The sequence below is a fragment of the Citrobacter braakii genome, from assembly GCF_002075345.1.
GTDB classification, from domain to species: domain Bacteria; phylum Pseudomonadota; class Gammaproteobacteria; order Enterobacterales; family Enterobacteriaceae; genus Citrobacter; species Citrobacter braakii.
Genome location: NZ_NAEW01000003.1, coordinates 200,072 through 217,754, shown reverse-complemented (window position 1 = coordinate 217,754; position 17,683 = coordinate 200,072). Strand labels below are relative to the sequence as shown.

General features: G+C 53.7%; 13 protein-coding genes. 9 read left to right on the top strand and 4 right to left on the bottom strand.

What is annotated here, in order from left to right:
- Positions 1-193: 193 nt before the first annotated feature.
- Genes entF through fes form a run of 3 tightly spaced genes read right to left on the bottom strand, consistent with a single transcriptional unit; the run spans position 194 to position 5,547 of the window.
- Positions 194-4,084 carry an enterobactin non-ribosomal peptide synthetase EntF gene (gene entF, locus BZK42_RS08190; protein WP_080858988.1) on the bottom strand — a complete coding sequence of 1,297 codons (3,891 nt, stop codon included), beginning with the start codon at positions 4,082-4,084 and terminating at the stop codon, positions 194-196.
- Complete coding sequence (locus BZK42_RS08185; protein WP_016152190.1) at positions 4,081-4,299, bottom strand: MbtH family protein; 219 nt, start codon at positions 4,297-4,299, stop codon at positions 4,081-4,083. The genes entF and BZK42_RS08185 overlap by 4 nt, the downstream gene beginning before the upstream one ends.
- Positions 4,300-4,329: 30 nt before the next feature.
- A complete protein-coding gene (gene fes / locus BZK42_RS08180) occupies positions 4,330-5,547 on the bottom strand; it encodes an enterochelin esterase (RefSeq protein ID WP_016152189.1) in 1,218 nt (405 codons plus the stop codon).
- 253 nt (positions 5,548-5,800) lie between these two features.
- On the opposite strand from fes, the gene BZK42_RS08175 reads away from it, so the two are divergent.
- The 6 genes from BZK42_RS08175 (at position 5,801) to BZK42_RS08150 (ending at position 13,082) form a co-directional block, all read left to right on the top strand.
- Positions 5,801-8,074, top strand: a complete 2,274-nt coding sequence (locus BZK42_RS08175) for a TonB-dependent siderophore receptor (protein WP_016155941.1) — start codon at positions 5,801-5,803, stop codon at positions 8,072-8,074.
- A 50-nt stretch (positions 8,075-8,124) separates the two neighbouring features.
- Positions 8,125-8,787 carry an enterobactin synthase subunit EntD gene (gene entD / locus BZK42_RS08170; protein WP_046275120.1) on the top strand — a complete coding sequence of 221 codons (663 nt, stop codon included), beginning with the start codon at positions 8,125-8,127 and terminating at the stop codon, positions 8,785-8,787.
- 117 nt (positions 8,788-8,904) lie between these two features.
- Positions 8,905-9,846, top strand: coding sequence for a D-ribose ABC transporter substrate-binding protein (locus BZK42_RS08165; protein ID WP_016152186.1), 942 nt, complete (start codon positions 8,905-8,907; stop codon positions 9,844-9,846).
- An 11-nt stretch (positions 9,847-9,857) separates the two neighbouring features.
- On the top strand, positions 9,858-10,466 hold the full coding sequence (locus BZK42_RS08160) for a DUF2291 family protein (protein ID WP_016152185.1): 609 nt from the start codon (positions 9,858-9,860) through the stop codon (positions 10,464-10,466).
- Positions 10,466-11,992 carry a sugar ABC transporter ATP-binding protein gene (locus BZK42_RS08155; protein WP_181632800.1) on the top strand — a complete coding sequence of 509 codons (1,527 nt, stop codon included), beginning with the start codon at positions 10,466-10,468 and terminating at the stop codon, positions 11,990-11,992. Before BZK42_RS08160 ends, BZK42_RS08155 begins: the two co-directional genes overlap by 1 nt.
- Position 11,993: 1 nt before the next feature.
- Positions 11,994-13,082: an ABC transporter permease gene (locus BZK42_RS08150; protein ID WP_080858987.1), complete on the top strand. Its 1,089-nt coding sequence runs from the start codon at positions 11,994-11,996 to the stop codon at positions 13,080-13,082.
- An 82-nt stretch (positions 13,083-13,164) separates the two neighbouring features.
- Here BZK42_RS08150 and BZK42_RS08145 read toward each other — a convergent pair whose 3' ends face one another.
- Positions 13,165-14,115, bottom strand: a complete 951-nt coding sequence (locus BZK42_RS08145; protein ID WP_046275122.1) for a sugar-binding transcriptional regulator — start codon at positions 14,113-14,115, stop codon at positions 13,165-13,167.
- 316 nt (positions 14,116-14,431) lie between these two features.
- Here BZK42_RS08145 and BZK42_RS08140 point away from each other — a divergent pair, with 316 nt between their 5' ends.
- From BZK42_RS08140 to BZK42_RS08130, 3 genes are read left to right on the top strand one after another with little or no spacing between them, the layout of a single operon-like run.
- The gene (locus tag BZK42_RS08140; protein WP_016152181.1) at positions 14,432-15,262 is read left to right on the top strand and encodes a transketolase; all 831 of its coding nucleotides are present in this window, start codon (positions 14,432-14,434) and stop codon (positions 15,260-15,262) included.
- Entirely contained in the window at positions 15,255-16,202 is a 948-nt protein-coding gene (locus BZK42_RS08135; protein ID WP_016152180.1) for a transketolase family protein, read from the top strand. The genes BZK42_RS08140 and BZK42_RS08135 overlap by 8 nt, the downstream gene beginning before the upstream one ends.
- Before the next feature lie 37 nt (positions 16,203-16,239).
- Positions 16,240-17,658, top strand: coding sequence for an L-fucose/L-arabinose isomerase family protein (locus tag BZK42_RS08130; RefSeq protein ID WP_046275123.1), 1,419 nt, complete (start codon positions 16,240-16,242; stop codon positions 17,656-17,658).
- Positions 17,659-17,683: the final 25 nt, after the last annotated feature.

Sequence of the window (17,683 nt, the reverse complement as noted above, 5' to 3'; positions counted from 1 at the left end):
TTTCCGAAAGAGAAGTCTACCAGTTAGTAAGATTTATCCGAAACACTCTTTGTGCTCGAAGCCCTACCAAAAATTATATTCGGAATTTATTCACCCTTTTAATCGCCCTCATCACACCAAAAAAGATCAACCCCATAACATAATTATTACATCATGGGGTTATTTGATCGTCGCGATAGTAAGATTCGCTTTGTTACACCGAATTATTGATCAAGGTGTTTATTATTGGCCCTATCGCCTCAAACGAGCTGGGAGAGATAATATCGACATGCGCGCAGTCCTGACGATATACATCCAGACTGGATATCCACGGTGACCAACTGCGTTCAGGACTGACCCCCGGCACTAAGGTGCGCTCAGCAACGAACAGCGTGGCGTGACCAGCAAACGGCACGCTGTGTGCCGTGGTGAGCAGGCGAACCGCATCGGCGTAGTTGCCTTCGATAGCATTAAATAAGGCCTCTGACGCATTCCCCTGCTGCGCTGCCAGAAACGCTTCACGTTCACGCTCGATCTCGGCCAGTACCGCGGGATCCAACCCATTGGCCTCCTTTTCCTGCCAGTTTTGCGTTTCCGGCGGCCAGGTATCCAGCAGCCCCAGGAATGCAACTGTCTCTCCTCTGGCATGTAAGCGTGCGGCGATTCCCTGCGCCAACGTCCCCCCCAGCGAGTAGCCTAATAAATAATAGGGACCATGAGGCTGCTGGCTGAGCAGCGTTGCCAGGTGATGTTCGCATACCGCATCAAGGTTTTCCGCCGTCTGCATAGGGCCATCCGGTCGCGGCGACTGAATGCCAATAATCGACCACTGCGGACTGAGGTAACGCGACAGCACGCTAAACTGCCAGGCGAAACCCGACGCCGGATGGAAGCAAAACAGCGTTGGGCCATGACTTTCACGCAGCGGCAGCAGCGTTTCGAATCCCAGACGCTGCGACTGTTCATCATCATTGCTCTCCAGCAGTGCACTCAGTTGTTCAACAGTAGAAGCCACCATTATCTGCCCAGGCGTTACCTGACGCTCAAAAATCTGGCTCAACTGCGCTGCCAGCTTCATCGCCAGCAGCGAATGTCCGCCAAGCGCAAAGAAGTCAGCCTCTACGTCATTAACCTCGCAATCCAGCAAAGCCGCAAAAGACTGCGCGATGGCGGTTTCAGTCCCTGCTCGCGGCGCACGTCCTGACGTACGCGACGTCAACTGCGGCATCGGCAGCGCTTTACGATCCAGTTTACCGTTTGCACTCAGCGGCAGCTCCGCCAGTTGCAACAATACCGTCGGCACCATATGCGCAGGCAGTTTTTCACGCAGACTTTCCCGCAATGCAGACGTATCCAGCGGTAACCCCGATTGCGACACCAGATACCCCACCAACTGTCGTGCATCGCCGCCTGTCGCCGCCGCCTGGTTGAATACGCAGGCATGGGCTACGGCATGTTCGACATCTGGCAGTTGCTGCATCACCCGATCAATCTCACCGAGCTCAATGCGCTGTCCGCGAATTTTAAGCTGGTCATCGCTGCGCCCGAGGTATTCCACTGCGCCATTCTCCAGCCAGCGCGCCACATCCCCGGTACGGTACATGCGTTCACCAGGGTTAAACGGATCGGCGATAAAGCGGCTCGCAGTTAGATCCGCTCGCCCCAGGTATCCTTGCGCCAGTTGGATCCCCGTCAGATAGAGATCACCTGCCACGCCAAAGGGCACCGGGCGCATCATGGCGTCCAGGATCCGTAAACCGGTATTCCATACCGGATAGCCAATCGGCACGCTATTGCCCGTTACGGCAGCGAGATCGTCCCCCCAGGCCGGATACCAGCTCACATCGACTGCCGCTTCCGTTGGCCCGTATAAATTGTGCAGTGGCGCATGAGTCAACTGTTCCCATTCGCGGCATAAATCTGCAGGTAAGGCTTCGCCGCTGCAGAATACCCGTTTCAGCGAGGCACAGCTCTCCCGCGCGGTTTCCGGCGTCAGTGAAGCAACAAAAGCGGCCAGCATAGAGGGAACAAAGTGCGTGGTCGTCACCCCTGATTGCGCAAAGAACTGCTGCATCGCCAGCGGATCGCGGTGCGCTTCAGGTTCTGCCATGACCAGTTTTGCCCCGGCAATAAACGGCCAGAAAAACTCCCATACCGAGACGTCAAAACTGCACGGCGTTTTTTGCGCCACCACATCATCGGCGGTCAGTGGATAGTGATTTTGCATCCACAGCAAACGGTTAACGATGGCGGTTTGCCCAACCATCACCCCTTTTGGTCTGCCGGTAGAACCGGAAGTAAAAATAATATAGGCCGTATGATTAGGTTGAGATAGCGCCAGCGGTGCAGCATCCTCTTCTGGCAGCGGCGCGTTGTAGCACAGACTTTCCAGCTCCGGAATATCGCTAAAGCGCGCCAGTTGCTCTTCGGTCGCGATCAACAATTTTGGCTTCGCATCTTCGAGCATCATCCGCAGGCGATCGTCCGGGTATCCGGTATCCAATGGCAGCCAGGCAGCTCCCGCCTCAACAATACCGTGCAGCGCCAGCGTGAGGAACACGGAACGCGGTAATGCCACGGCAACGCTGTCACCAGGCTGTACGCCACGCTCGCGCAGGCGGCGCGCCAGCGCCACAACCTGTTGGCGCATTTCACGATAGCTAAACTGATAGCGGGCATCAGCCAGCGCCGGGGCATCCGGCGTTTTATCGGCCTGCTGTGCCACCAGCGCACTCAGCGTGGTGGACGGGATCGCCACGGTCGTGTCGTTAATCTTCGCCAGCCGCTCATGTTCTGTCGGCAACAGCATCCCGGCATCGCCGCAGCATAGCGACGGATTGTCGGCAAACTGCGCGATAAGCGCGGTTAAACGTGATGCATGTTGCGCCAGCGTCGCGGCATCGTAGCGCTGTTTATTGGCCAGGATTTCAATACTCAGCCCGCCGTTTTCATCCGGGAACAGCGCCAGCTCCAGATCGTTCACCGGACCTGTCGCCAACGTATGGGTTTGCGCCTGAACGCCAGGAATATTCAGTTGATAGTCGAATATTTTCACGTTCAGTACCGGGCCAAACAGCGGTTCGGCACCGGCTGCGCGCCCGCTGTCGCGAACAATTTGCTCAGCATCATATCGCTGATGTCGGCGCATTTTCTTCAACTGTGCGGCCAGTCGTTGGGCAAGTGCAGGCAAGCTTTCTGCCGCATTCAACTGCACGCCAAATGGCAGGACGTTTAAAACCGGTCCGGTGGACGTGAGCGCCGCCGACCCCATACGCCGCATAAAGATAAACCCGGCGGCATATTCCATTCGGCTGCATAAACGTCCGAGCCACAGCGCCACCAGCGCAAGGGCCAGATCCGCACGCTGAACGTCTGGCATACGTGCCGCAAGCCGGCGAAACTCCCCTTCAGGCGCGGTTAACTTCAGACGAATAATATCCGCGCTGGCCGACCGCCCTGGCAGGGGTTTGTTAGACAGCGAAGCCGGAGGTGGGAGTTGCTTTCGCTGCTCGGTCCAGAAGGCGCCGTCGCGTTGCCAGGCATCGCTTTGCCGATACTGTTGATACTCTTCCACCACCTCAGAAAATGGCGTAAAAGGTGATTCCGGCGTGGACTCGCCATGCAGCCATGCTCGGTAAATCGCGGCTATCTGGCGGGTAATGGCCGGGAAACTGAAGCCATCAACCAGCAGATGATGGTAACGCTGATACCAATACCAACGCTTTTCTCCCACCTGAATGAGCAGGTGAAAAACCAGCGGCTTAGTGCCATCAGCACGGATGTCCTGCTGCAGGTCAGCCTGCATCAAGGCGCGCGCTGCCGCATGCGGATCGGATTTTTCGCGCAGATCGATAATTTCTGGTGGCGCAAAGGCAAGCGCAGAGTCTACCCATTGCCAGACCTCGCCGTTATCTTCGCTAAACCGCATCCTTAGAGTATCGGCCTGCTGCAGACCCGCCACTACCGCTTTCGCCAGCAACGGTGCGTCCAGTTCGCCGGTTAATTCTACGTAGTGCGCCACGCTCCACGCTGAGGGCAATGTGGAGAGTTTTTCCGCCATCCAGATCCCCGGCTGAGCCGCAACTAACGGTAAACGTTGAGTCATGGAGCCTCCTGCACATCGACGTAGTTCGCTGGCGTTAGCGTGGTCCAGTTGGCATCCAGCCATTGCTGGCAGGCTTCCTGTGATTGGGGTTCGCACGCGACCGTCCAGCCAGCAGGAAGTGAGCATTGCTGCGGCCAAAGGCTAAACTGACGTTGGGGATTTTGCAGAATGTAAAACTGGCCCTGCGGATTATCGAAGGGGTTACTGAATTCCATACTCAACTCCTGTCGTGGAACATCGTCCGGTTAAATCGTGTCGGTAAGCGGTTGCCAGAGCGTGATCAGCCCTTGCATCAGTCCGCCGCGCCAGCAAAGCGCATCGTGTCCACCATCAACCTGACGCCAGAAAATAGACTGTGGTGCAGAGGGTAACTGGGCATATAGCGCCTGATTTGCGCGATAAATAATGGGTTCGCGGATCCCGGCTTCCAGGACAATACGCAGCCCCTGAGCGCTTATCTTTCCGCTCTTCAGTTGCTCAACGATCGCCCCATCCTGATGACCACCACGATGCGGCCACCAATAAGAGCCCGACTGGCTGAGCACGCAGCCAAAGCGCGCAGGCCAGTTCAGCCCGGCATATAGCGATGACAGCCCGCCAAAACTTTGCCCGGCGACGACGGTACGCTGCGGGTCGTCACTGAACGCGGTCGTGGTCTTCACCAGCGGCAATAGTTCCTGCTGTACTGCCAACCAAAAATCCGCATTACACGGCAATTCGCGGCTGCGGTGAGCCGTGTCGATGGTATCAATCAGGAGATAAACGGCGGGCGGGAGGTGTCCGCGATGGGTGAGTGAAGTCAGCGCAGGCCAGACCGGCATACTCTGTGCCCAAAACTGTCCGTCCAGCAGGATGGCCAGCGGACGCGCTTCCGGCTGAGCTTCACCAGTGGTAAACACCCACACGCGGCGTGTATTGCCGAGTCTGGCGCTACGCCATTGCAGGCAAACTGCGGGCGAGTCGGGGTTTTCAGGTCGATCCCATCCCGGTTGTACGGGTGCATCAGGCATTTCCAGCGCAGACACCGCATGACCACGACCGCCCTGCCAGCTCTGCGGATTGAGGGGATCGGCAATAGCCTGCGGCAACAATTGCCGCCAGCCTTCACGCAGCACGGTTCGGTCAGGCGCTTCGCCCGGCGTCTGCGCGGCAAAAATATCATTTCGTTCTGTTGGGATAAAACAGTAACTGCCGCGCCAGTTGGCGCTGAGGGAAACACTCCAGCACCAAACATTTGTTCCGTCAATGCGTTGCATCGACTGCGGGGTGGCATTTTGATGGTGGTCGGTGACGCCGGTGATATAGACCCATACGCGATGAATGGCTGACTCTTTTTCCGTTCCCTGCGGGTCGCGCCACCAGAAGGTTACCCGATAATTTCCGTTGTCTTCACGCTCCCACTCCGGGCCTTTTTTTGACTGCCACCACGCCTCGCTTCCCATCTTTAACGTCGTCACCGCCATAACCCCATGTTTATTGTCGAATTTTATGATCTAGCGTGAAATATATTGATAATATTATTGATAACTATTTGCATTTGCAATAGCGTATTGTCGCGCTGTGGGAAGCGCGCACAGTTTTTCACCACTTATAAACCGGCCTGGCGCTGCGTACTTTTTCTGGAATGGAGGGTTTACGCGGATGCGGGCGACATCAGACCAAATGCCGCACCACGGCACATTGGTACTCGTGGCTAAAAGAACAGCAGGACATACAATGAACAACAAGATTCATTCACTGGCCTTATTGGTCAATTTAGGGATTTACGGGGTAGCCCTGCCAGCGATGGCAGAAGATCAAACCGATAGCGCCGCTGTCTCTCATGAAGACACCATCGTGGTTACCGCCGCCCAGCAGAACCTGCAGGCACCGGGCGTTTCAACCATTACCGCTGATGAAATTCGTAAGAATCCTCCCGCTCGCGATGTGTCGGAAATCATCCGTACCATGCCAGGCGTCAACCTGACCGGTAACTCAACCAGCGGTCAACGCGGCAACAACCGCCAAATCGATATTCGTGGCATGGGGCCGGAAAACACCCTGATTCTGATCGACGGCAAACCAGTAACCAGCCGTAACTCTGTGCGTCAGGGCTGGCGCGGCGAGCGTGATACCCGCGGCGATACCGCCTGGGTGCCACCAGAAATGATCGAACGTATTGAAGTGCTGCGTGGTCCTGCCGCGGCACGCTATGGCAACGGTGCGGCTGGCGGCGTGGTGAATATCATCACCAAAAAAGGCAGCAACGAATGGCACGGCTCCTGGGATACCTATTTCAACGCCCCGGAACATAAAGACGAAGGTTCAACCAAACGCACCAACTTTAGCCTGAATGGCCCGCTGGGCGGGGATTTCAGCTTCCGTTTGTACGGTAATCTCGATAAAACCCAGGCCGACGCGTGGGATATCAACCAGGGTCATCAGTCAGAACGTACCGGCACGTATTCAAATACTTTACCGGCCGGTCGTGAAGGGGTGATCAACAAAGACATTAACGGCGTGGTTCGCTGGGATTTCGCCCCGCTCCAGTCACTGGAACTGGAAGCTGGCTATAGCCGTCAGGGCAACCTGTATGCGGGCGACACTCAAAACACCAACACCAACCAACTGGTGAAAGATAACTACGGGAAAGAGACCAACCGTCTTTACCGCCAGAACTACTCTCTGACCTGGAACGGCGGCTGGGATAACGGCGTCACTACCAGTAACTGGGTGCAGTATGAACATACGCGTAACTCCCGTACGCCGGAGGGCCTGGCGGGGGGTACCGAAGGGATTTTCGACCCGAATGCGTCACAAAAATACCTCGACGCCGACCTGAGTGACGTCATGCTGCACAGTGAAATCAGCATTCCGTTAGATCTGCTGGTTAACCAAAATCTGACGCTCGGTACCGAATGGAACCAGCAGCGCATGAAGGACATGTTGTCCAATTCGCAGACCTTTATGGGCGGTGATATTCCAGGGTCCAGCAGCACCAACCGCAGCCCGTACTCAGACGCAGAGATTTTCTCTCTGTTTGCTGAAAACAACATGGAACTGACCGACAGCACCATGCTGACGCCAGGTTTGCGTTTCGATCATCACAGCATTGTGGGCGATAACTGGAGTCCGTCCCTGAACCTTTCCCAAGGTCTGGGCGATGACTTCACCCTGAAGATGGGGATTGCGCGCGCCTATAAAGCGCCAAGCCTGTATCAGCTCAACCCGAACTACATTCTGTACAGTAAAGGTCAGGGTTGCTACGCCACCGGCTCCGCGACCGGTATTGGTTGCTATATGATGGGCAACGATGATCTGAAGGCCGAAACCAGTATCAACAAAGAGATTGGTCTGGAGTTCAAACGCGACGGCTGGCTGGCTGGGGTAACCTGGTTCCGCAACGATTACCGTAACAAGATTGAAGCAGGTACAGTCCCGTTCGACAGAACGTCTATCACCAACAAAGGGAAAACGACTTATACCGATATCTATCAGTGGGAAAACATTCCTAAAGCGGTAGTTGAAGGTCTGGAAGGGACGTTGAACGTGCCGGTTAGCGAAACCGTTAACTGGACTAACAACATCACCTACATGCTGCAAAGTAAGAATAAAGAGACCGGCGAGCGTCTGTCGATTATTCCTGAATACACGCTGAACTCGACCCTGAGTTGGCAGGCACGTGAAGATCTGTCATTGCAATCCACCTTCACCTGGTACGGCAAACAGCAGCCGAAAAAATACGATTACCAGGGTAAACCCGTTACCGGTAGCTCGGCCAGTGAAGTCAGCCCATACAGCATCGTAGGCCTGAGTGCGACCTGGGATGTGACGAAAAACGTCAGCCTGACCGGCGGCGTGGATAACGTCTTTGACAAACGTTTATGGCGTGAAGGGAATGCCCAGACCACGGGCGATATCGTGACCGGGAACTATATGGCGGGCGCAGGCGCGCACACCTATAACGAACCGGGCCGGACGTGGTTCATGAGCGTTAACACACACTTCTGATAACGTTTTTCCCTCTCCTCACTGCGGGGAGAGGGAAAGCGTAAGAAATCATGCACACAACGCACATCCCGCTCCCTTTCGCAGATCATACGCTGCACATTGTCGAATTTGATCCCGACACTTTCCATGAGCACGACCTGCTCTGGCTCCCCCACCACACTCAGCTCCACTCCAGTGGGCGTAAGCGTAAAGCTGAGCACTTAGCGGGACGCATTGCCGCAGTCCACGCACTGTGTGAATTTGGCCACAAAACCGTGCCCGGCATCGGTGTGCAACGCCAACCATTGTGGCCGCAGGATCTGTTTGGCAGCATCAGCCATAGCGCAACAACGGCGCTGGCGGTCGTATCAACGCATCCCATTGGGCTGGATATAGAAGCTATTTTTACACCACAAACCGCAGTTGAGCTGGCTGATAGCATTATTGATAACCACGAACATCAGATTTTGCAGCATACCTGCCTGCCCTTTCCGCTCGCCTTAACCCTGGTATTCAGCGCAAAGGAGAGCCTGTATAAGGCGTTTTCCAATCAGGCATCGGGGCTACCAGGTTTCACCAGCGCAAAAATCACCGCACTCACGACTCAGCAATTAACATTACAAATCATGCCGTCATTTTCGGCAAACCTCGGCAATCAAGAAGTTAACGTTCATTGGTTTCAGCGTGATAAAAATATCGTGACGCTATTTCCATTCTCACCATCAGGATCGTGATCCTTTTCTCTTTTTAAGAAATTAGCTGCGCAAATCGTAGACAGTTCGATTATCTCGACTTATCGTTAACTTGAATAATAAATCATATTTGAATAAATATTCAGAGTGGAGAAAGAGATGAACAAGACCTTGATTAAATCCGTATTACTGGCCTCGATCCTTACCACATCGGGTTCGCTGTATGCTGCCGACAACGGACTGATTGCGATTATTACCCCTTCTCACGATAACCCGTTTTTTAAAGCCGAAGCCGACGGTGCAGTCGCCAAAGCAAAAGAGCTGGGATACGCCACGCTGGTTGCCTCTCATGATGATGACGTCAATAAACAAAACCAACTGATTGAGACTGCTATTGCTCGTAAAGCAAAAGCGATCATTCTCGATAATGCGGGTGCAGATGCCACCGTAGGGCCGCTGGAAAAAGCCAAAGCAGCGGGTGTAGCTGCTTTTCTGATCGATCGCGAAATCAATAAAACCGGCATCGCGGTGGCGCAAATCGTGTCGAATAACTATCAAGGCGCACAGCTCGGCGCAGAGAAGTTCGCCAGGTTACTGGACGGAAAAGGGAAGTACGTTGAACTGCTGGGACGTCAATCCGACACCAACGCCCATGTACGCTCGCAGGGGTATCACGATGTACTCGATGACTATCCGGACATGAAAATGGTAGCCCAGCAGACGGCAAACTGGAGCCAAACCGAAGCCTTTACCCGAATGGAAGCCATTCTACAAACCAACCCAGATATCGTAGGCGTGATCTCAGGTAACGACACTATGGCGCTGGGTGCAGAAGCCGCACTAAAAGCGGCGGGGAAAAATAATGTCATCGTGGTCGGTTTTGATGGCAGCGACTACACCCGCGATTCAATCATTAATAAAAGCAATATTAAAGCGACAGTACTGCAGCCCGGCTGGCAACAGGCACAAATGGCTGTTGAGCAGGCGGATTACTATCTGAAAAACGGCAAAGCCCAGAAAGAAGAAAAACAGCTCATGGATTGCGTGCTGATTGACGAAACCAATGCCAGCAAGCTGAACAAGTTCAACCTGAGCCACTAAGCGGAGGCACTATGTCGTTAACACAATGGGGTGCCGCGCTGGTTGGATGCGCCACCCTGTTGCTGACGGCCTGTACGGTAGTTGACCTCGACGAAAACGGCAAACCAATTATCCCGGCCGATCCTCAGGCCAAAGCCAGTTTCGACAACCAGACTCCCGATCAGATCGCGCAACAAACCTGGCAATCCCGCGTCCTGGAAGCGGCACAGCAACATGTTCTGGATGCTTCAGCGCTGACCACTCGCCTGAAGGCCCCCTCACCCGCTCCTGAAAGCGTGTTTGTACGCCTGACCAGCCAGATTGATAGCGTCGACACCACCAATGGGCGAGAGCACACCATCGTGGTGAGGGTCAATGATATGCCCGTCACGATTCAGATTGGCCCGGTAATGCGTGGCAATGCTATTCGCGATGCCAGTGGTTTCAAGTTTGAAGATTTTACTAACCAGGTTCAGTTTGCCCAACTGTCACGGGCTTATAACCGTGAAGCGGCGAAACAGTTACCCGCCGTTGACACTAGCTGGCAAGGGAAAACTGCCACGGTGCTGTTTGCCGTGACGTTGAATGCTGGAAAAGCGGAAAACGCAGCAGCACTGACGCTGGAACAGGAGGCTCACTAATGCGCAATACCTCAGCTGATGACATCATCCTGCGCACGCATGCCATTTCAATGCTGTTTCCCGGCACAATTGCGCTGGACAGCGTCGATTACCAGGTCTGGCGTGGCAAGGTGAATGTGATTATTGGTGAGAATGGTGCGGGGAAATCGACGTTGATGAAGATCCTCGCTGGCGTTCAGCAACCCAGTAGCGGTGAGATGTCGCTCAATGGAAATCCCGTGCGCTTTGCCAGCACCCGGGATGCTGCGGCACATGGAATTGGTATGGTGCATCAGGAGTTAAACCTGTTTGAGAACCTCACCGTCGCGGAAAACATTTTCCTCGGTCGGGAGATTCAAAAAGGCATGGCCCCCATTAATGAGGCCGAGCAAGAGAAACGCACCGCGGAATTATTAACCCGGCTCGATCAGCCGATATCACCGCGCGACCTGGTTGGCAATCTCAAAGTAGGGCAGCAACAGCTGGTCGAAATCGCCAAAGCACTGGCTGAAGATGCAGATATCCTGATTCTTGATGAACCCACCTCAGCGCTCAGTAAAACTGAAGTCGAGATTCTGTTTCGCGTGATCCGTGAACTTACTCGCCAGGGCGTGTCGATAATCTATATCTCCCATCGTCTCGAAGAATTGATGGCAATTGGCGATGTGATCACTATTTTACGCGATGGTAAATTTCAAGCCGAAGCCAAGGTTATCGACATCGATGTCCCGTGGATTGTGCGCGAGATGTTGGGCAGTGATCCGGTAAGCAACTTTCTCGAACCCGGCCGCACGTTTGGAGCTCCGGTTCTGGAAGCTGAACATATCACCTGCGTGAATACCGCTGGCAGCGCAGTCGTCAATGACGTCACCTTTAACGTTCACGCCGGTGAAATTGTCGGTATCTATGGACTTATGGGGGCTGGGCGAACCGAATTGTTCGAGTGCTTGTTAGGTACTGAGCGCAACTACCTCGGAAAACTGTGGCTCGACAGCAAACCGGTCCCGCAGCGCTTAACCACCGCCGATCGCATCCGTATGGGAATGAGTCTGGTGCCGGAGGATCGCAAGCGCACAGGGATTTTCCCCATTTCATCCGTCGCCACCAATCTGACTATTGCCAGCCTTTGGCGGCGTCTGCAACGTGGCTTTGCCATTGCCCGCAAAGATGAAGAGGCCGTGGTCGCCAGCACAATTGGCAATCTGTCGATAAAAGTCTCCTCGCCAGAGGTTGAAATTCAGGCGCTGAGCGGAGGGAACCAGCAAAAAGTGGTGATTGGTCGCTCTCTGCTCACCAATCCCAAAATTCTATTTCTTGACGAACCCACACGCGGCATCGATGTCGGGGCGAAAGCCGATGTGTTCCGCATGATGGTCCAGCTTTCCCAGCAAGGTATTGCTGTGGTCTTCTCCACCTCAGATTTAAAAGAAATTATGGCGGTTTCTGACCGCATTCTGGTGATGTCCGGCGGCAAGCTAACTGCCGATATCGCCCGCGATCGTGCCGAAGAATCGGCGCTGGTAACCGCAAGTGCTCAGGGGTTCTGATATGAAAACACTACAATCTGCCGCCATCGCGCCTCGCTCCACAGTCGCCTTCTCTCGGGAAAATATCCTGCTACTAATCCTAAAACTGCGCACTTTTATTGCACTGTTTTTAATCGTCGGGTTCTTTGCCTTCACCGTACCGGGATTTCTCTCTGGCGGCAGCATGGTCATTATGATCAAGCATATCGCCATTAACGCCTTTCTGGCTCTGGGGATCACGTTTGTCATTATTACCGCCGGGATTGATCTCTCAATTGGCGCTACGCTTGGGCTGTGCGGCATGGTCGCGGGATGGCTAATCACTAAAGGCATTGTATTGCCAATGTTCGGCATCGCAATTTTCCCCAGCGTCTGGGTGATTGTGCCTGTCGTCTTGTTGATTGGTGGGCTGATTGGCGCGGGGAATGGTTGGATCATCACCCACTATAACGTCGCACCGTTTATTTGTACGCTCGGAACCATGTACGTTTTGCGCGGGGCGGCGATGCTGACCTCCGATGGGCAAACCTTTCCCGGGCTTTCCGGCAATCCGCAGCTCGGCAATACCGGTTTTGATGAGATTGGTGCCGGTACACTGTTTGGGATTCCGTGGGCCATCTGGATGATGATTGTGCTGGCACTGGTCATTGCTTACGTCGCTCGTCGTCTACCCTTTGGTCGCCACGTTTACGCCATCGGGGATAACGAACGCGCTGCTGAGCTGTCAGGGGTAAAAGTAAAACAGGTGAAAATCTGGGTGTATACCCTATCCGGACTGTGTGCCGCGATTGCTGGAATTGTGGTCTCGGCACAGCTTTCCGCCAGCCATCCGGCCAACGGTACGGCATTTGAGATGAACGCCATTGCCGCAGTGGTTCTCGGCGGTACGTCACTGGCCGGTGGACGGGGCACGATTTTAGGCACGCTGATTGGCGCTTTCGTTATTGGTTTTCTGGCCGATGGTCTGGTGATGATGGGCGTCAGCGAGTTCTGGCAAATGGTGATTAAAGGTATCGTGATTATCGTCGCGGTCATCATCGACCAGATGCAAAACCGGATGCAGCAAAAAGCCGCGGTGGTAGCACAAAAGGCGGCGATGGAAAGTCAGTAATCCCCTCTGAAAAGTCTGATATGCACAACCAGACAGCTCCAGGGGCCTCCTGGGGCTGTCAATTGTTTAACTCACCGTGACATCACCCTTTCACCAGACTGCGGGCTGTCGGGTAGTCGGTGATCAATACGTCAATATAATTCCCCTGCAATGCCCCGCGTATCGCATTCTGTTTTTCCACACCACCAGCCAAAGCAATCACGTGGTTACACTCCCGGATCTGCGAAAGCTCCATTCCGATGACCGGGTCTTCCTCATGGCTGAGTACCGGGTTACCTGCTGCATCGTAATAATGCAGACAGATATCGCCTACTGCGCCGCGCTCGGCGAGCAGTCGCAACATTTCTTCGTTGTAGTAGTTGCCTGAGTTTTTCAGCAATTGAGAAGGCTCCAGTTCGCCAATACCGACAATTGCCACATCCACTTTAGCAAACTTTTCAACCACCGCGGCAACGTCAGGGCTGTTAACCAACCGTGTACGCTCTTCAACCGAATGCTCAATACTTTGTGAAGGCAGCAGCCAGGCCGGACAGCCAAGGTGCGCTGCCAACTGTTGCGTAAGAATCGTGGCCTGCACGTTACCATTCGGCCCTACGCCGCCCAGCAGTTGGATCACCCCCGCCGCACGGATATTTTGCGGGTGCATCTCATCGACCATACAGCGAATGGTGCTACTCCAGGAGGAAATTCCAACCAGATCCTCGGCACGCAGGCGGGTTTCAACGTAATGCGCCGCCGCACTGCCAATAGCATGCTTAATTTGCGTATTGCTGGGGTTGTCACCGACATCCACGACAATCGCCTGACGAATACCAAACTGCTCTTCAATGGCTTTTTCCAGCGCCACAAAGATATTGGTCGGCTGTACGACGGTGATTTTCACCAGCCCTTCTTTCTGACAACGCGTTAAAGCACGGGAGACAAAGGACTGCGACAAATGCAGCAGCGTGGCGATTTCAGACTGTTTTTTATTTTCGGCGTAGTAAAGCGTGGCAATCTTAACCAGCAACCGCTGTTCATCTTGCTTTGACATGGCATTCCCCCTGATAAACTGCCTGTTATTTTTATTCATACCTGAATAGATAACAAGTCATCAGTACCTTTCCAGTTATCACGTTAGTGTGATCCTTTTCTCTTTTCTCCAAAATTTGGTGGCACAAGCCGTAGACAAACCGCCAGACAAGGCATATCTTTAATCATGAATAATAAATCAGTAGTGAATATTTATTCTAACCAATAACGACTGACTGTTTTATCTGCAGATTACGTAGTGGGTAGAGAGACAGTTGCACTACTGCACTCACATGGAATATTTATTCATTCAAGATTAAACATTCAAGAGGTGTCTTATGAATCCGTTTTCGCTCTCAATACCAGAGCTAGAAAAGAAAGCACGTGCCGTGCGTCGCCGCATTATCGTGTTGAATGCTGAAAGCCCGGCTGGCGGGCACACTGGCGCAGACCTGTCGCAGGTTGAACTGCTGACAGCACTCTATTTTCGCATCCTGAATTGCTCCCCGGAGATTAAAGAGAGCGACGAGCGCGATATCTACATCCAGTCAAAAGGTCACGCTGTGGGCGGTTACTACTGTGTCTTGGCTGAAGCCGGTTTTATTCCTGTGGACTGGCTGGCGACCTATCAACACGCTGATTCGCATCTGCCGGGGCATCCGGTAAAACATAAAACGCCAGGAATTGAATTGAATACCGGAGCTCTTGGTCACGGTCTGCCGGTTGCAGTAGGGATTGCGCTGGCGGCTAAACGCAGCAACAGCAAACGCCGGGTGTTTGTCGTCACCGGTGATGGTGAACTGGCCGAAGGCAGCAACTGGGAAGCAGCACTGGTCGCTGCCCACTATAAACTGGATAACCTGATTATCATCAACGACAAAAATAACCTCCAGCTTGCCGGATCAACCAAAGAGATCATGAACACCGATCCGCTGGATGAAAAATGGCGAGCCTTCGGTATGCAAGTCACAGAGTGTCGCGGGAACGATATGAGCGATGTAGTGCGCACGCTGGAAGGATTAACCCCTGAAGGCAAGCCATATGTCGTCATTGCACACACCACCAAAGGAGCCGGGATCTCTTTTATCCAGGGCCGCCCGGAATGGCACCACCGCGTGCCAAAAGGAGAAGAAGTTGAACTGGCGCTGGAGGAACTGAAAGATGCGTAATAGCGAACACCTCGCCACCGTCATGGTGAACACGTTAATTGCCGCGGTCAAACGTGGAATGGATGTTGTGCCGGTGGTGGCTGACTCAACATCAACAGCAAAAATCGCCCCATTTATGAAGGAATTTCCCGGTCGTCTGGTCAACGTGGGTATTGCCGAACAGACGTTGGTCGGTGCTGCTGCCGGACTGGCGCTGGGCGGTAAAATCGCCGTAACCTGTAACGCTGCGCCCTTCTTGATTTCACGGGCCAATGAGCAAATTAAAGTCGACATTTGCTACAACAATACCAACGTGAAGTTGATTGGCCTGAACGCAGGGGCCAGCTACGGACCGCTCGCCAGTACGCACCACAGCATTGATGATATTTCCGTGCTACGCGGTTTTGGCAATATTGAGATTTACGCCCCGTCCTGTCCGGTGGAATGCCGACAGATTCTCGATTACGCCTTAAGCCACATAGGTCCGGTTTATATTCGCCTGGATGGCAAAGCCTTACCCGAATTACACGACGAAAACTACCAGTTCGCGCCGGGTAATATCGATATTTTGCGCAAAGGAAAAGATGTCGCACTGGTGGCAATGGGCTCAACTGTGCATGAAATTGTCGAGGCTGCCACAGTGCTGGAACAGGCGGGTATTGACGCCAGCGTAATCAGTGTACCGTCAATTCGTCCCTGCAATACCCAACAGTTACTGGCAGCTTTAACCCACTGCAAGGCAGTGGTTAGCGTGGAAGAACATAACATTAATGGCGGCGTGGGAAGTCTGGTGGCTGAAGTGCTGGCAGAAGCTGGCTGTGCCATTCCACTGCGTAGATTGGGGATTGCCGATGGCCAATATGCAATCGCAGCCGATCGTGCAGCAACGCGCGCGCACCATGAAATTGACGCGGCGGGTGTCGTGAAAAACGCCACCGCACTGTTGCTGGCAACACGATAAAACAATAACAACAACAGAACACTTACTGGAGAAAGCGATGTCACGAATTCCTCATCAGTTGACCATGGCGGTGATTATTGGCAATCGGGGATTTTTCCCGAGCTATCTGGTTGCTGAAGCCCGCGAACAAGCCAGCGTGCTCTTTGAGCGGCTGGGCATTAACACCATTATGCTCAACGATACGCAGACAGAACTCGGCGGTGTTGAAACCCGTCAGGATGCGAAAGTTTGTGCTGAACTTTTCCGCGCTCACCGCGACAAGATTCACGGTGTGGTGGTACTACTGCCGAACTTTGGCGATGAAAAAGCGATAGCGGAAACGCTGAGACTTTCCGGTTTAGATGTCCCGGTTCTGATCCAGGCGCAGGAAGACAACCTGGATAAAATGGGGCTTGCCACTCGCCGTGACAGCTTCTGCGGCAAGATCTCCCTGTGCAATAACATGCGCCAGTACGGTATTCCGTTTACGCTAACCACCCAGCATGTCTGCGACCTGTCAGGCGAGGTGTTTGCACAAGACCTGAAACGTTTCGAACAAATCTGTCGCGTGGTCGCCAGCATGCGCGGAGTTCGCGTCGGCGCTATCGGCGCACGTCCAGCCGGGTTTAATACCGTCCGTTACAGCGAAAAATTGCTCGAAAGACTGGGTATTGCCGTTGAAACACTGGATCTGTCTGAAGTCTTTACCCGCATCAAACGACTGCGCGACGACGATATCCGGGTGGATGAAAAACGCCGCCTGTTGATGGATAACGCCGACGCCAGCACCATTCCAGCCGACAAACTGGTCACCATGGCAAAACTGTTTGTCGTTATCAGCGAATGGGTCATCGCTAATGATATTGATACGACTGCCATCCAGTGCTGGACCTCGCTGCAGGAAAATTTAGGCATCAACGTGTGCTCAATCATGAGCGTGATGTCCGGGCAGTTAATGCCCAGTGCCTGCGAAGTGGATGTGATGGGCGCGTTGTCAATGTACGCCCTCGCCAGCAGCAACTTAAGTCCAGCATCCATTGCCGACTGGAACAATAATTTCGGCGACGATCGTGATAAATGCGTTCTTTTTCACTGCGGTAATTTCGCATCAGCCAGTCTGGACAGCCCGAAGATGGGGACGGCGGATATCATCGGTACCACCGTCGGTAAAGAGAACACCTGTGGTGCAGTTCACGGTCGTATGAAAAGCGGTGCCTTGACCTACTTCCGCCTGAGTACCGACGATTTAACCGGCGAAATCAAAGCCTACGTCGGTGAAGGGCTATCGGTTGACGATCCGCTGGACACTGTCGGCTGCCGAGCGGTAATCCAGGTGCCTCATCTGGAGAACCTACTGGCCTGGATTTGTCGTAATGGCTTTGAGCATCACGTGGCAATGAACCATTCCGCCAGCGCAGAGGTACTGCATGAAGCTTTCACCCGCTATCTCGGGGTGGATACCTTTTTCCATCGCTAATACTCAGGGAAACCGAAGGGCTGGA

Coding starts and splice junctions, on each gene's coding strand:
- entF (WP_080858988.1), bottom strand. CDS start 4,084: ATGACTCAACGTTTACCGTTAGTTGCGGCTCAGCCGGGGATCTGGATG.
- BZK42_RS08185 (WP_016152190.1), bottom strand. CDS start 4,299: ATGGAATTCAGTAACCCCTTCGATAATCCGCAGGGCCAGTTTTACATT.
- fes (WP_016152189.1), bottom strand. CDS start 5,547: ATGGCGGTGACGACGTTAAAGATGGGAAGCGAGGCGTGGTGGCAGTCA.
- BZK42_RS08175 (WP_016155941.1), top strand. CDS start 5,801: ATGAACAACAAGATTCATTCACTGGCCTTATTGGTCAATTTAGGGATT.
- entD (WP_046275120.1), top strand. CDS start 8,125: ATGCACACAACGCACATCCCGCTCCCTTTCGCAGATCATACGCTGCAC.
- BZK42_RS08165 (WP_016152186.1), top strand. CDS start 8,905: ATGAACAAGACCTTGATTAAATCCGTATTACTGGCCTCGATCCTTACC.
- BZK42_RS08160 (WP_016152185.1), top strand. CDS start 9,858: ATGTCGTTAACACAATGGGGTGCCGCGCTGGTTGGATGCGCCACCCTG.
- BZK42_RS08155 (WP_181632800.1), top strand. CDS start 10,466: ATGCGCAATACCTCAGCTGATGACATCATCCTGCGCACGCATGCCATT.
- BZK42_RS08150 (WP_080858987.1), top strand. CDS start 11,994: ATGAAAACACTACAATCTGCCGCCATCGCGCCTCGCTCCACAGTCGCC.
- BZK42_RS08145 (WP_046275122.1), bottom strand. CDS start 14,115: ATGTCAAAGCAAGATGAACAGCGGTTGCTGGTTAAGATTGCCACGCTT.
- BZK42_RS08140 (WP_016152181.1), top strand. CDS start 14,432: ATGAATCCGTTTTCGCTCTCAATACCAGAGCTAGAAAAGAAAGCACGT.
- BZK42_RS08135 (WP_016152180.1), top strand. CDS start 15,255: ATGCGTAATAGCGAACACCTCGCCACCGTCATGGTGAACACGTTAATT.
- BZK42_RS08130 (WP_046275123.1), top strand. CDS start 16,240: ATGTCACGAATTCCTCATCAGTTGACCATGGCGGTGATTATTGGCAAT.